This window comes from Nocardiopsis metallicus, from assembly GCF_014201115.1.
In the GTDB taxonomy this organism is placed as follows: Bacteria; Actinomycetota; Actinomycetes; order Streptosporangiales; family Streptosporangiaceae; genus Nocardiopsis; species Nocardiopsis metallicus.
Genome location: NZ_JACHDO010000001.1, coordinates 6,444,866 through 6,459,039 on the forward strand (window position 1 = coordinate 6,444,866; position 14,174 = coordinate 6,459,039).

Sequence of the window (14,174 nt, forward strand, 5' to 3'; positions counted from 1 at the left end):
CTTGACCACGAGCACGTCCGGGAACCCGGACAACACGACCGAGGGCCAGTCCTCCGCTGCACAGCCCTCCGCCGCGCAGCACTCCGGGGCCGCCAAGGGCCCCAAGGGCCTGGGCCTCGCGGGCTGGGGGCGCTGGATCTGGCGCACCCTCACCTCGATGCGCACCGCCCTGATCCTGCTGTTCCTGCTGGCGGTCGGTGCCATTCCCGGCTCGATCCTGCCGCAGAACGTGGTCAGCGTCGACGAGGTGGCCACCTACTTCCGAGAGAACCCGGAACTGGCGCCCTGGCTGGACCGCTTCTACCTCTTCGACGTCTTCTCATCGCCCTGGTACGCCGCGATTTACCTGCTGCTCTTCGTCTCCCTGGCCGGGTGCGTGATCCCGCGTGCCCTGGTGCACGCCAAGGCGGTCCGGGCACGTCCCGTGACCACCCCGCGCAACCTGGGCCGGATGCCCTACGTGGCCCGGTTCAGCACCGACGCCGCACCCGAGACCGCTCTGGAGCAGGCCCGCAAGGTCCTCAAGGGGTACCGGGTCGAGAAGTACGGCGACTCGGTCTCCGCCGAGACCGGCTACCTGCGCGAGGTAGGGAACGTGCTGTTCCACTTCGCGCTCCTGGCCCTGCTGCTCGCCCTAGCCGCCGGATCCTTCTTCGGCTACCGCGGCAACATGCTCATCGTCGAGGGCGACGGCTTCGCCAACACCCTGCCGTCCTACGACGCCATCTACCCCGGGCACTGGACCGATACCGACGAGTTCGCGCCCTTCACGATGTATCTCGAGGAGTTCGAACCCACCTTCATCGAGGAGGGTTCACTGCGGGGGCAGGCGGAGTCGTTCGTGGCCGACATCCGCTACCGGGCAGGGGCGGATGCCCCCGAGCAGCAGCACACGCTGGAGGTCAACCACCCGCTGAGTGTGAACGGTGTCCAGGTCTATCTGCTGGGCCACGGCTACGCTCCGGAGTTCCAGGTCCGCAACGCCGAGGGCGACCTCGTCTTCGACCAGGCGGTCCCGTTCCTGCACCGCGAGACCATGACCTATATCTCCGACGGTGTGGTCAAGGTTCCGGACACCGGCGGCGAGGAGCTCGGTTTCGTCGGGGTCTTCCTGCCCACCGCCATGGAGGACCCTGAGGGCGAGTTGGTCTCGGCCTTTCCCGGAGTGCAGAACCCGATGGTGACCGTGGAGGCCTACAAGGGTGACCTGGGCATGGTCGAGCCGCAGTCGGTCTACCAGCTGCAGACCGCCGGCATGGAGCACATCGGGGAGTCCCCGGTGCTCGCGGTGGGTGAGACCTGGGAGCTGCCGGACGGTTCGGGGTCGATCACCTTCACCGGGGTCAAGGACTTCGTCTCCTTGCAGAGCAATCGGGACGCCGCCCGTCTACCAGCCCTGGGCGCGGCCACCGCGGCCGTCGCCGGTCTGCTCCTCACCCTGTTCGTGCGCCCCCGCCGGGTGTGGGTACGCGCCACCGAGGGCGAGGACGGACGCACCCGCGTGGAACTGGCCGGACTCGGCAAGACCGAGGCGGCCGGGGACAACACCGAGTTCCACGAGATCACCAAGCAGCTAGCCGGACGGCTCCGGAACGAGTCGGACGACAACCCCCACACACCATCCGACCCGTCAGAGTCGACGACAAAAGGGAGTGACCGGTGACGTACACACTCGCCGGACCGGTGGACGAGGCCATGGCGTCGGCCAGTGACACGCTGATCATCGCGATGATCGTGACGTATGCGGCCGCATTGTTCCTCTTCGCCATCGAGGCCGCCTACGGACGACGCACCAAGCTCAAGGCCGGCCGCCTCATGCCCGTGGGCGCGGGGGCCGCCGAGGGCGCGGACGACGACATCGAGGTCAACGTCCGCACCACCGAGGGCGAGGCCCAGGCCTCCCAGAGCGTGCTCGGCAAGATCGCCCTGGGCGTGACCGCGCTCGGCTTCCTGTTCGGCGTCGCGCAGATCATCACCCGAGGACTCGCCGCGGGCCGCTGGCCCTGGGGCAACATGTTCGAGTTCATCGTGGCGATGTGCCTGGTGGCCGTCGGCGGTCTGCTCTACGCCTCCTGGCGCTACCAGGCCCGTTTCCTCGGCGCCTTCGTCCTGGTTCCGACGCTGATCCTGCTGGGCATCGGCGTGCGCTGGCTGTACGTCGACCCGGGCCCGCTGATCCCGGCCCTGCAGTCTTACTGGGTGCCCATCCACGTGACCGCGTTGATCATCGCGGGCGGCGCGTTCATGGTCTCCGGCGTCGCGGGCATCACCTACCTCGTGGCGCACCGGGCCGAGGCGAAGAAGGCCCTGGGCGAGAAGGGCGCCGGTATCGCCGGGCGCCTGCCCAGCTCCGAGCTGCTCGACCGCATCTCGCACCGCTTCATCCTCTTCGCCTTCCCGCTGTGGACCTTCGGCGTCATCGCCGGTTCCATCTGGGCCGACGAGGCCTGGGGTCGCTACTGGGGCTGGGACCCCAAGGAGGTCTGGTCCTTCATCTCCTGGGTCATCTACGCGGCCTACCTGCACGCCCGCGCCACCGGCGGCTGGCGCGGCCCCAAGGCGACGTGGATCAACGTGATCGGCTTCCTGACCGTCATGTTCAACTTCTTCGCCGTGAACTACATGTTCAGCGGCCTGCACTCCTACGCCTAACCCCGCACTCCAACTCACCCGGCCGCGTCGTCCCCTGTCACAGGGGGCGGTGCGGCCGACGTATTTCCCGGGGGTGGCGCGGTCGAGTCGCGGACGACCAGGGCGGTCTCCAGGGAGACCGTGCCCGCGGAGCCGCCTGAGGTCACTGACTGGAGGAGGAGGTCGACCGCGCCGCGTCCGGCCTCGGCCACCGGCATGTGCACCGTGGTCAGGGCGGGGGCGGTGTACCGGGCCAGGTGGCTGTCGTCCACGCCGACCACGCTGAGGTCGCCCGGGACGCTCAGCCCGAGCTCGGCCGACCGGCGGATCAGGCCGAAGGCGACGAGGTCGTTGTGGGCCAGGACGGCGGTGGCGCCGCTGGCCGCGACCTCCTCGGCGGCGGCGCGGCCGCCCTCCTCGGTGGGCGGGTTGGGGCCGATCCGCTGGATCAGCACCCCGTGGTCGTCGGCGACGCGGTTGGCGGCGCGCTCGATCTCCCCGCTGGTCCAGGCCCGGCCGGGGCCGCTGAGCAGGGCGATCTCGCGGTGTCCGAGGGCGAGCAGGTGCTCCATGGCTTTGCGGGCGCCCGAACCGACGTCCATCAGCACCCCGGGTACGCCCGGCGGTCGGCGGTTGACCACGACCAGCGGGAGTTCCTCGGCGAGGGCGGTGATGGCGGTGTTGGTCAGCCGGGGTGCGACCAGGACGGCGCCGTCCACCTGCTTGGCCATCGAGCGGACCAACTCCTCCTCCACGCGAGACTGTTCGTCGGTGTCGGCGATGAACACGTGGTAGTCGCGGGCGCGGGCCTGGGCCTGGGCGGCCTTGAGCAGCGGGGGGAAGAAGGGATTGGCGATGTCGGCCACGATCAGACCGAGGTTGCCGGTCCGCCGGGTGGACAGGGCCCGGGCGGCCCGGTTGGGCCGGTAGCCGAGCTCCTCCGCCGCGGCCAGGACCCGGGCGCGGGTCTCGGGGTTGACCAGGTGGGCCGCGGTGAAGGCCCGCGAGACCGTGGAGACGTGGACCCCGCTCACCCGTGCCACGTCCCTGATGGTGACGGCCACCCGTGTACCCCGTTTCGCTGATGCGGTGCTGTTGCAGCAACCGTTTGCTGCACGGAATCCGTTCCGAGCTTGCCGCTTTTGTCATCCTGTCCTATCGAAGGCCCGCTTTTCCAGGGTTTTCCGAGCGGAACTTCGCCGAGGAGGGTTGACGCTCCCCGGTGGATCAGAGAGATTCTTGCAAACGTTTGTCGTTGGATCCCCGTGTTTCCCCCCGATCCCCCGAGGAGCAACCCCCATGCGTAGGTCCACCCCGCGCCCGACCCTGGCGCTGGCCCTGGCCGGGTCGGTCCTGTTGGCCGCCACCTCCTTCACACCAGCCGCCGCCGAACCCGATCCCGACCCCCGCGGTATCGGCCGCCAGACCCTGCCCGAGGGCGACGGCTGGGGCTCGGCCGGATACGGAACCACGGGCGGTTCCGAGGCCGCCCCGGAGGACGTCTACGTGGTCTCCACCTTCGAGGACTTCCGCGCGGCGGTCGGCGGCAAGGACGACGACACGCCCAGAATCGTCTACGTCCAGGGCACCATCGACGCCAACACCAGCGCCGACGGGACTCCACTGACCTGCGCGGACTACGCCGTGGACGGGTACACGCTGGAGGAGTACCTGGAGACCTACGACCCCGAGGAGTGGGGCTGGGAGGACGTGGAGGGCCCGTTGGAGGACGCCCGGCTCGCCTCGGCCGCCGTGCAGGAAGCGCAGATCAGGGTGGAGGTCGGATCCAACACCACGATCCTGGGCCTGGGCGACGACGCAGTCCTGACCGGTGTGAACCTGCGGGTCTACGACGTCGACAACGTCATCCTGCGCAACCTGACCTTCTCCGACACCCACGACTGCTTCCCCGGCTGGGACCCCGGCGACGGCGACAGCGGTAACTGGAACTCCGAGTACGACCAGGTGGAGGTCTCCGGCGCGACCAACGTGTGGGTGGACCACAACACCTTCAATGACGGGGACAACCCCGGGACGGAGCTGCCCGAGCACTTCGGCCGCAAGTACGAGGTGCACGACGGCCTGCTGGACATCGTGCGGGAGACCGACCTGGTCACGGTCTCCCGGAACCACTTCGACGGGCGCGACAAGGCCATGCTGCTCGGCAACAGCGACGGCCGGACCACCGACCGGGGCTACCTGCGGGTGACCTGGCGGCACAACCACTTCGACGGGCTGGGGGAGCGGGCGCCCCGGGTGCGCTACGGCCAGGTGCACGTGCACAACAACTACTACACGGTCCGCGACCCGGACCACTTCGGCTACAGCCTGGGCGTCGGCGTGGAGTCGCACCTGTACGCGGAGAACAACATCTTCGACCTGCACGACGGGATCGGCGCCGGTGAGCTGCTGTACAACTGGGGCGGCACGGACATCGTGGAGCGGGGCAACGTGCTGCTGAGCGAGGGCAAGGGCCGGTTGAACCCGGTGGACCTGGTCGCCGAGCACAACGCGCTGTTCCCGGACCGGACGCTGGGCACCGAGCTCACCTGGGTGCCACAGTTCACCGCCGAGGCGGAGCCGGTGCACGCGGTGCGCGGCCTGCCGCGGGAGGTGGGCACCGGGCGCCTGTAGGCGGGCACCGCACGCCGGTGCGGGATTCCGGCGGAGCGGCCGGAAACAGCGGTGGGGCCGTACCCCTGTGTCCCCGGGTACGGCCCCACCGTCATGTCTGTCTGCTGTCGACCACCGCGGACCGCGGCGCGGCCCCGGCTCGCGGGTCAGTCCTCCGGGTCGATCCGGCGGTTGAGGTTCCGGAGGAAATCGGGATCGTCGTCCGGGCCGAGCGGGTGCGGGCTGTCGGAGGGCTTGGCGAAGTCTGACGGGTCAAGGTCGTCGATGGACGCGGCGGCCTGAGCCGGGGAGGACGCGTTGCCCAGGACGGAGGCGGGCTTGCGAGGGCGGCCGAGGAAGAGCCACAGGATCGACCCCACGGGCATGAACAGCGCGATGACGACGAGCCACAGCACCTTCGGGAGGTTCCGGGCCTCCTGGGCAGGGGTGGTAAGCGCGTCGAAGAACGCGTACACCCATAGAACGATCGATACCAGTCCGATCAGGCCACTGAGCCACACCATGGTTACAGCCTACTCTTGCTGTCGACTCCTCACGGCCGGGGACGCCGGCCCAGGGCTAGGGGAGACCGCGCGGATCTTCGGGTCCGGGGCCGTGGAGGGCGTGCTGAACGTGTGTCAGGTGGCGCTCTCGCTCGGTTCCCCGAGCAGGAGGGCGCGTACCTCGGACTCCCGGAAACGGCGGTGCCCGCCGGGGGTCCGAATGCTGCTGATCCGCCCGGAGGCGGCCCAGCGCGTGACGGTCTTGGGATCAACCCGGAAGAGTGAGGCCACTTCCCCGGGGGTCAACAGGCGTTCGCTTGCTCGTTCCACCTTCACATTCCCCCTAATCGTGCCCGCCTGGACTGAGGGGGCGGCGGGCGTTTGATCCCCTAGTGTGCACGAGTTGGTCCGTTTCCTCCCTAGTTTTCGGAGAAATTGCGGTGTTCGGGGGATGAGTGGGGGATATGTGATCGGAACGTGATGTTCAGGCCCTGCTGTCGGGATTGGAAACATCCCATGACTATCTGAATCCGATGCCGATCGTGCCCTGTCTGGTCTGCGACGGGGCACACCCCGCCCTGGTGCGCGCCCGCGCGGACACGCCCTTAACCTGGAGGTAGGGCTGCCTGATGCGGGCCGCCACCCCTTCGGCCGCTTCGGTCGCTGTCGCACGACTCGGCCGCCCACGTGCGTGAACGTGCGTGGATGGGCGCGCTGCCCAATCTAGTGCAGGTAAACGTCTGTTGTGAGGCTTTTTGATGCGTAGCTGGCTGACCTATACCGCCGCCCGGGTGGCGCTCTTCGCGGGCGCCTTCGGAGTGGTCTACCTGTTCGGCGCGCGGTCGTGGATCGCGTTGATTCTCGCGTGGGTGATCAGCGGACTCGCCTCCTACGTTCTCCTTTCCAAGTGGCGCGACCAGATGTCGGCGTCGGTGGTCGACTGGTCGAACAAGCGCGAGAAGCAGGACAAGGCGGTGGGCAGCCGACTGGTCGGCGGCGCCGCCCGTGAGGACGAGATCCAGGACGAGCTCCTGCGCGCCCAGGAGGCCGAGGCCGCCGCCGGGGCGGAGAAGAACGGCGAGAAGGCCGAGGAGCCCGCGGAGTCCGCCGAGAGGGCCGGCACGGAAGCCCCCAGGGCCGAGGGCACCAAGAAGTAGGAATGGCGAACGGGGTGGCCCCACCCACGGCGGACACCACCCCGTCGGGGTCTCGCGGGCCTCAGGAGGTCGGGAACATGCCCAGCCGCGCGTGGTAGGCGTCGGCCAGGCGCTCGGTGTCGCTGCCGACGTAGAGGCCGTCGGAGGTCGCGTGCATGGCCTCCACCCCGTGGCCGCGCGCCCGGCCCGGGTTCCAGGGCAGGGCCCGGCCGCTCTGCGGGTCGACCGCGGCGATGCCCTCGCGGGCGACCGATCCCGGCCCGGGGTGGTGGGCGCCCTGCTCGTTGTCCATCCAGCGCTGGTGGCCGCCGACGTAGACGGCGGACGAGGTGACCTCGACCGAGTACAGCGAGTCCCCGCCGGTCAGGTTGGACCAGGTGGGTGCGGAGTCCGCGGCGTCGTCGTTCTCGAAGCGGGCGGTGGACTTGCACAGGCCGGGCTTCATCTGCGGGCCGCCCGCGGTCACCACGGCGAAGTAGGAGCCGTCGGGAGAGAAGTCCATCTGCCGCATGTACGTGTGCATCGCCGAGTAGTCGCAGGGCGCCTCGTAGGCCGAGGTCGACCAGGGCGTGAGCGCTCCGGCCGCGGTGTCGATCATGGCGATCTGGTAGCGGTCCTCGCCGTCGACCTTGGTGAAGGTGCCGTTGATGACCAACCGGCTCCCGTCCGGGCTCAGCGCGAGCTCCTGCACCCGCAGGCTGCCCCGGCGCTGCTCGGAGATGGTCGGGGTGAAGTCCGGGTCCAGCTGCCCGGTGGCGGCGTCGATCCGGGCCAGTCCGGCACGGCTCTGGCCGTTCACCCCGGAGAAGTTCCCGCCGAGGTAGACGTCGCTGCCGTCACTGGCGAGCCGGTACACGTTCCCGTTGTTCACGGCCGCGTCGAACCCGGGCACGTTCTGCCCGGTGGCGGCGTCGATCCGGGCCACGCCCCGGCTGATCTTCCCGTTGATCTGGCGGAAGTGGCCGCCGAGGATCACCGAACCGTCGGGACCCTCCGCCAACGAGGTGACGGTGCCGTCCACCCGGGGGGTGAAGTTCGACAGCAGCTCCCCGCTGCCGTGCCGGAAGGCGAACAGGTTGCGCCGGTTGTGGGTGCGGTTCCCGGCGGCGTCGGACACGCGGTTGAACTCCCCGGCCACCACGACGGTGTCGCCGATACGGAGGATGTCCTTGATCGCCCCGTCCAGGACGTGGGGCGTCCACTGCACGGGCTGCTCGCTGACCACACCCTGGTGCGGGGCCGCGAAAGCCGGTGCCGCGGTCGCGACCCCCAACGGAAGCAGGAGCAGAGAGCTCATCGTCAGGGCGACGAGCGATCGGGCCGGTTTCACGGGTCTCTCCTCGGGCACGCGGCGGGATGGTTTCGGAAGCTCCATTATTGCATGCGGTTGTTGTTCAATTACTCCGAGTAATGAGATGTCCCCTGGTCGAGCCCGGTCCGCACCGATGTCCGGCCCCCCTTAGGCTGTTGCCATGACCCGCGCGAAGCTCGACAAGAAGCCCCAGGACGTCGCCGCGATGTTCGATGGCATCGCAGAGAACTACGACCTCGTCAACGACGTCATCTCGCTCGGCCAGGACCGCGTCTGGCGACGTGCCGTGGTCGACGCGGTCGACGCGCACAGCGGTGAACTGGTGCTGGACCTCGCCGCGGGCACCGGCACATCCTCGGAGTCCTTCATCAGGAAGGGCGCGCGGGTGATCGCCTGCGACTTCTCGCTGGGCATGCTCCAGAACGGCGCGCGGCGCCGGGGCGGCGCCTCGCGCGGCGGGGTGACCTTCGTGGCCGGGGACGCGCTCTCGCTGCCCTTCGCGGACGAGACCTTCGACGCCGTCACCATCTCCTTCGGTCTGCGCAACGTCGCCGACGTGGACCAGGCACTGCGGGAGCTGCTGCGGGTGACCAGGGTCGGCGGCCGACTGGTCATCTGCGAGTTCAGCCACATCCCGGTGGAGTTCGTGGACAAGCTCTACTCCACGTACCTGATGGCGGCGCTGCCGAAGATCGCCGGGGCCTTCTCCGGGCGCAGCGAGGCCTATGACTACCTGTCGGAGTCGATCATGGCCTGGCCGGACCAGGCCGAGCTGTCCAGGTACCTCCAGGGCGCCGGGTGGTCGCGGGTCGCGTGGCGCAACCTGACGCTGGGCACGGTGGCCCTCCACCGCGGCTTCCGCGAAAAGTAAAATCAGACATAGCGCCCATAAGGCAAAAACCTTCACTTTAAGCTAAAAAGCACTCAAGCCCCGAGGAACGATCGGCGAATTCCAACAGTCGTCGCAACACGTGAAGTCAGTTGCTCGCCGTAAGGAGCTTAGCCAGACGCTCGGCTGGGGTATCCCAGTCGAGCGTCTTGCGTGGGCGACCGTTGAGCTCGACGGCCACCGCCTCCAGGTGTTCCCGGGAGTGGACCGCTAGGTCCGTGCTCTTGGGAAAGTACTGCCTGAGCAGGCCGTTCGTGTTCTCGTTGGAGCCGCGCTGCCAAGGGCTGGCCGGATCGCAGAAGTAGACGGGGATATCGGTGGCCAGGGTGAACTCGTGGTGGCGTCCCATCTCCGCGCCCTGATCCCAAGTCAGCGACCTGCGCAGATGGGCAGGCAGCGTCGCCATGGTCTGGGCCAGGGCATCACGCACATAGTCGGAACGACGGCCCTGTTCCAGGTGGACCAGCAGCGTATAGCGGGTCGAGCGCTCGACCAGGGTGCCGATCGCCGAAGCACCGTCAGCACCGATGATCAGATCGCCCTCCCAGTGGCCAGGAATGGCCCGGTCAGCGGCCTCGGGCGGGCGCTCGCTGATCATCACCATGGGCGCGGTGAAGCGCGGCTGGCGTTGCTGAGCACGGCGGCGAGGCTTGCGCACGGCTCGGCCGGTGCGCAGCGCTCCGGCCAGCTCGCGACGCAACTGGCCGCGGCCTTGGACATAGAGCGCTCGGTAGATCGTCTCGTGACACACGTGCAGCTCCGGCCGATCGGGGAAGTCCCGTTTGAGCCTACGGCTGATCTGCTCCGGGCTCCATCTTGTGTCGAGCAGCTCCTGGACCCGGGTGCGCAGCTCGGGGTGCAGGGCGAACGCGGAGGGCTTGGGTCGAGGCCGGCGGGCCTCGGCACGGGCCTGGGCGGCGTAGGGCCGGTAGGCGTGGACCCTGGATGCGGCGTAGTAGGAGCGGTTGCGGCGGATCTCCCGGCTGATGGTGGAGGGGTTGCGGCCCAGTTCAGTGGCGATCGCTCGCACGGTCTTGCCCTCGCGGTGCAGGTCAGCGATGTGGAGCCGCTCGTTCTGGGATAGGTAGCGGCCTCGCTCGGAGGTGGAGGGGAGGGGACCAGGCCGGGCCGGGGTCATGTCCCTTGGAGTGGTGTAACTCCGGGTTCAGGGATCTGACCTGCACGGCTATAGAAACCAGGCGAGCCATCGTGTGACCGTCTAAGTGAGAGAAGGTCTGAAGTTCCTCACCCAAGGACGCACGATGGCTCTGTCCCAGCATGACCTACAACAGCTCCTGGAGTCACTACAAGCCGCCGAGAATGTCGACATGGTCCGTCTGGTGCTGGAGCGCATGCTCCAGGAACTGATCGAGGCCGAGGCCACCGCCACCATCGGTGCCCACCCCCACCAGCGCACGCCCGAGCGCACCAACAGGCGCAACGGTCACCGCGACCGTCCCCTGGCCACCACGGCCGGGGACGTGGAGCTGAAGATCCCCAAACTCCGCTCCGGATCGTTCTTCCCCTCCCTGTTGGAACGCCGCCGCCGTATCGACCGGGCCCTGTTCGCCGTCATCGTGCAGGCCTACGTGCACGGGGTCTCCACCCGATCGGTGGATGACCTGGTCAAAGCTTTGGGAGCCGACTCAGGTATCTCCAAATCCGAGGTCTCGCGGATCTGCGCCGAGCTGGACGAGGAGGTCGAGGCCTTCGCGCAGCGGCCCCTGGACCACACCGCCTTCCCCTACGTGTTTTTGGACGCGACCTACTGCAAGGCCCGTATCCAGCACCGGATCGCCTCCCAAGCGGTCGTGATCGCCACCGGAGTCACCGCCCAGGGACGAAGGGAAGTGTTGGGCTTCGCCGTGGGTGACAGCGAGACCCGCGCGTTTTGGACCGAGTTCTTGCGCGGCTTGCGCTCACGCGGCCTGGGCGGGGTGCAGTTGGTGGTCTCGGACTCCCACGCCGGCCTGGTCGCCGCGGTGGAGGCGGTCTTCCTCGGGGCGGCCTGGCAGCGCTGTCGGGTGCATTTCGTGCGTGATGTGCTGGCCAAGGTGCCCAGGGGGTCGGGGGAGATGGTTGCGGCCACGATCCGCACGATCTTCGCTCAGACCAACGCCGAGGCGGTGCGCACCCATCTGGGCACGGTCGCCACCATGCTTGGGCGGCAGTTCCCGCAGGTGGAGCAGATGCTGACCGGGGCGGCGGTGGACATCACGGCGTTCGCGGACTTCCCGAGCGGGCATTGGAAGAAGATCTGGTCGACCAACCCGCTGGAGCGGTTGAACCGGGAGGTCAAGCGCCGGGCGGACGTGGTGCAGGTCTTTCCGAATCCGAAGGCGTTGGGGCGGTTGGCCGGGGCGGTGCTGGCCGAGCTGCATGACGAGTGGCAGGTGAGCGATCGTCGTTATTTGTCCGAGGCGTCCATGGTCGAGTTGCTGGGCCAGGACGCGCGCGGCTCGGGCAGACAGCAGGGCCCGAACGAGATCGGCCCCGGGTCACTGCCCGGGGGTTAGTGCGGTTGTGAAGTTACACCACCTGATGGGACACCATCCGGGCCGGAGGCTGGTTGGCCTTGCGCCCGGTCCTGGTCTTGGTGACGCCGAACCGCCACCGGTAACCGGTCTTGCGGTTGATTCCGACGATTCGACACGCCTCGCTGGTGCTGTATCCCTTGGTCACCAGAGCAAGATACGCCGCACGCTCGTTTTGGAGCTTCTTGCGTCCCTGTGGTGATCGGATCTTGCGGGCCTTGAACTCGAAGTCGTCCATCGCACCCCTTCAGAGATGGGGTGTTGCAACGACCACTAGAACTCAAGATCTGTTCCTCGGGGCTTTTCTTGTTACTCGTGAGTCACTTGTTCCCCAGGGGTGCCGCCAGCTGGGCTTTTGGTGCCGAGTGACGGCTTTGGGGGGTGTCTGGAGGCTTATGGGTTCTATATCCGATTTGCCGAAGAAGGTACCCCGGGGGTCGCCTCGCGGCTCGGGAGGGTCTAGACTGCGGAAAAGAGGCTTGTGAAGTGCTTCACAAGCGCGCGAGGCATATACCACAAGACCCATGTCGGATATGTCGGAAGTCCCTAACCGCCCCATAACACCCCCGTGAGCGGGTCGATCCCGCACTGACCCGCCACGGCGTACCGCGCGAGTAGTCGAGGACACATCCGTGAGCGAGACAGCCACCTCCTCTCCCAGAGGCCGGGAACGGATCGAGTACGACGCCGACGTCATCGTCGTCGGCGCTGGCCCTTCTGGCTCCACCACCGCCTACTACCTTGCCCAGGCCGGACTCGACGTCCTGCTCCTGGAGAAGACCTCCTTCCCCAGGGAGAAGGTCTGCGGCGACGGACTCACCCCGAGGGCGGTGAAACAGCTCACCGCCATGGGGGTCACCTTCGAGGACGAGGGGTGGATCAAGAACCACGGCCTGCGCATCGTCGGCGCGGGCGTGCGCCTCGAACTTCCCTGGCCCGACCTCGCGGCCTACCCCGGGTTCGGGCTCGTCCGCACCCGCTTCGACTTCGACCAGATCCTGGTCAACCGGGCCGTGTCCGCCGGGGCCAAGCTCCTGGAGCGGACCAACGTCACCGGCCCCCTCATGGACGAGCGCAGCAACCGCATCGTCGGCGTCCAGGCCAAGAACGCCGACCGCGAACCCGTGACCTACCGGGCGCCGCTGGTCGTGGCCGCCGACGGCAACTCCTCCCGGCTCTCCGTGGCCATGGGCATCCGCAAGCGCGACGACCGCCCCATGGGCGTGGCCGTGCGCACCTACTTCGAGAGCCCCCGCCACGAGGACGACTACCTGGAGTCCTGGCTGGAGCTGTGGGACAAGAGCGGCGACAAGGACGTCCTCCTGCCCGGCTACGGCTGGGTCTTCGGCGTCGGCGACGGCACCAGCAACGTCGGCCTGGGCATCCTCAACTCCACCGCCTCCTTCCAGGACACGGACTACCGCAAGCTGCTGCGCCGGTGGACCGAGTCGATGCCCGAGGAGTGGGGCTTCACCGAGGCGAACCAGAAGGGCAAGATCCTCGGCGCGGCGCTGCCGATGGGCTTCAACCGGGTCCCGCACTACGCGCGCGGCCTGCTGCTGGTCGGCGACGCGGGCGGCATGGTCAACCCCTTCAACGGCGAGGGCATCGCCTACGCCATGGAGGCCGGGCAGATCGCCGCCGACGTGATCGTGCAGGCGCACGGCCGCACCACCCAGCAGACCCGTGAACGGGCGCTGCTGCGCTACCCGGACGTCCTCGCGGACACCTACGGCGGCTACTACACGCTCGGCCGCTACTTCGTGAAGGTCATCGGCCAGCCCGAGTTCATGAAGTACGCGACCAAGTACGGACTGCGCCAGCGCACGCTCATGAAGTTCGTGCTGAAGATGCTCGCCAACCTCACCGAGCCGAGCAAGGGCGACGCCATGGACCGGGTCATCAACGGCCTCTCCAAGATGGCACCCGCCGCATAGCGGAGAACTCATGCGGCCGGACCGTCGGCGTCCCCCGGTATTCGTGCCGGGGCATTTCGCCGACGGCGGTCCGGCCGCACCACAAGGAATTTCGGGAAGAGCCGAGAGAAGCCACGTGAAAACGTTCACAAGACTGCCGGTCGCGCACCCCGACCAGCCATTCAGCGGAGGAGGGTGAGCCGTGGAGCTGTACACACCGATATTCGTGCTCGGTGGGATCGGCGCCGCGTTCGTCGTGTTGTCGATGGTCGCCGGTGCGGTCATGGGCCCCAAGCGGTACAACCGGGCCAAGATGCAGGCCTACGAGTGCGGTATCGAACCCACCCCGCAGCCCGCGGGCGGCGGACGCTTCACCGTCAAGTACTACATGACGGCGATGATGTTCATCATCTTCGACATCGAGATCATCTTCCTCATCCCGTGGGCGGTGCACTTCGACGCCCTGGGCTGGTTCGGCGTCATCGCGATCATCCTCTTCCTGGTGAACGTCTCCATCGCCTACGCCTACGAGTGGCGCCGCGGAGGCCTCGAATGGGACTGACCGCCACCCCCCGAACACAGACACGCCATACCCAGCCGCCCAGCCCGGAGGAGGTTC

12 protein-coding genes and 2 pseudogenes are annotated in these 14,174 nt (G+C 68.2%); 8 read left to right on the forward strand and 6 right to left on the reverse strand.

The features are described from left to right. The first annotated feature begins 1 nt into the window (after window position 1). Window positions 2–1,663, forward strand: coding sequence for a cytochrome c biogenesis protein ResB (gene resB / locus HNR07_RS28385; protein WP_376769957.1), 1,662 nt, complete (start codon window positions 2–4; stop codon window positions 1,661–1,663). Beyond that, a complete protein-coding gene (ccsB, locus tag HNR07_RS28390; protein WP_184368418.1) occupies window positions 1,660–2,652 on the forward strand; it encodes a c-type cytochrome biogenesis protein CcsB in 993 nt (330 codons plus the stop codon). The genes resB and ccsB overlap by 4 nt, the downstream gene beginning before the upstream one ends. Before the next feature lie 14 nt (window positions 2,653–2,666). Here ccsB and HNR07_RS28395 read toward each other — a convergent pair whose 3' ends face one another. After that, window positions 2,667–3,695, reverse strand: a complete 1,029-nt coding sequence (locus HNR07_RS28395) for a LacI family DNA-binding transcriptional regulator (protein WP_184368421.1) — start codon at window positions 3,693–3,695, stop codon at window positions 2,667–2,669. Window positions 3,696–3,930: 235 nt separating this feature from the next. Between HNR07_RS28395 and HNR07_RS28400 the strand changes: the two genes are divergently transcribed. Continuing rightward, complete coding sequence (locus tag HNR07_RS28400; RefSeq protein WP_184368424.1) at window positions 3,931–5,265, forward strand: pectate lyase family protein; 1,335 nt, start codon at window positions 3,931–3,933, stop codon at window positions 5,263–5,265. A gap of 146 nt (window positions 5,266–5,411) precedes the next feature. On the opposite strand, the gene HNR07_RS28405 is transcribed toward HNR07_RS28400, so the two are convergent. Both HNR07_RS28405 and HNR07_RS28410 read right to left on the reverse strand, forming a co-directional pair. Beyond that, a complete protein-coding gene (locus HNR07_RS28405; protein WP_184368428.1) occupies window positions 5,412–5,768 on the reverse strand; it encodes a PLD nuclease N-terminal domain-containing protein in 357 nt (118 codons plus the stop codon). Between the two features lie 114 nt (window positions 5,769–5,882). Beyond that, a complete protein-coding gene (locus tag HNR07_RS28410) occupies window positions 5,883–6,083 on the reverse strand; it encodes a BldC family transcriptional regulator (protein ID WP_150238267.1) in 201 nt (66 codons plus the stop codon). A gap of 422 nt (window positions 6,084–6,505) precedes the next feature. Here HNR07_RS28410 and HNR07_RS28415 point away from each other — a divergent pair, with 422 nt between their 5' ends. Next, on the forward strand, window positions 6,506–6,904 hold the full coding sequence (locus tag HNR07_RS28415) for a DUF4229 domain-containing protein (protein ID WP_184368430.1): 399 nt from the start codon (window positions 6,506–6,508) through the stop codon (window positions 6,902–6,904). Window positions 6,905–6,965: 61 nt separating this feature from the next. Here HNR07_RS28415 and HNR07_RS28420 read toward each other — a convergent pair whose 3' ends face one another. Further along, a complete protein-coding gene (locus HNR07_RS28420) occupies window positions 6,966–8,234 on the reverse strand; it encodes an NHL repeat-containing protein (RefSeq protein ID WP_184368433.1) in 1,269 nt (422 codons plus the stop codon). A 142-nt stretch (window positions 8,235–8,376) separates the two neighbouring features. Here HNR07_RS28420 and HNR07_RS28425 point away from each other — a divergent pair, with 142 nt between their 5' ends. After that, complete coding sequence (locus HNR07_RS28425; protein WP_184368436.1) at window positions 8,377–9,087, forward strand: demethylmenaquinone methyltransferase; 711 nt, start codon at window positions 8,377–8,379, stop codon at window positions 9,085–9,087. Between the two features lie 106 nt (window positions 9,088–9,193). Here the strand turns inward: HNR07_RS28425 and HNR07_RS28430 are convergent. Beyond that, window positions 9,194–10,249 (reverse strand): annotated as a pseudogene (locus HNR07_RS28430) (IS30 family transposase); the annotation flags it as partial. Between the two features lie 118 nt (window positions 10,250–10,367). Between HNR07_RS28430 and HNR07_RS28435 the strand changes: the two are divergent. Further along, a complete protein-coding gene (locus HNR07_RS28435) occupies window positions 10,368–11,621 on the forward strand; it encodes an IS256 family transposase (RefSeq protein WP_246420327.1) in 1,254 nt (417 codons plus the stop codon). A gap of 37 nt (window positions 11,622–11,658) precedes the next feature. Here the strand turns inward: HNR07_RS28435 and HNR07_RS28440 are convergent. After that, window positions 11,659–11,877, reverse strand: a pseudogene (locus HNR07_RS28440) (helix-turn-helix domain-containing protein); the annotation flags it as partial. A gap of 394 nt (window positions 11,878–12,271) precedes the next feature. On the opposite strand from HNR07_RS28440, the gene HNR07_RS28445 reads away from it, so the two are divergent. Next, complete coding sequence (locus HNR07_RS28445) at window positions 12,272–13,576, forward strand: geranylgeranyl reductase family protein (RefSeq protein ID WP_184368441.1); 1,305 nt, start codon at window positions 12,272–12,274, stop codon at window positions 13,574–13,576. Window positions 13,577–13,757: 181 nt separating this feature from the next. Beyond that, window positions 13,758–14,117, forward strand: a complete 360-nt coding sequence (locus tag HNR07_RS28450) for an NADH-quinone oxidoreductase subunit A (RefSeq protein ID WP_017578749.1) — start codon at window positions 13,758–13,760, stop codon at window positions 14,115–14,117. Window positions 14,118–14,174 lie beyond the last annotated feature (57 nt).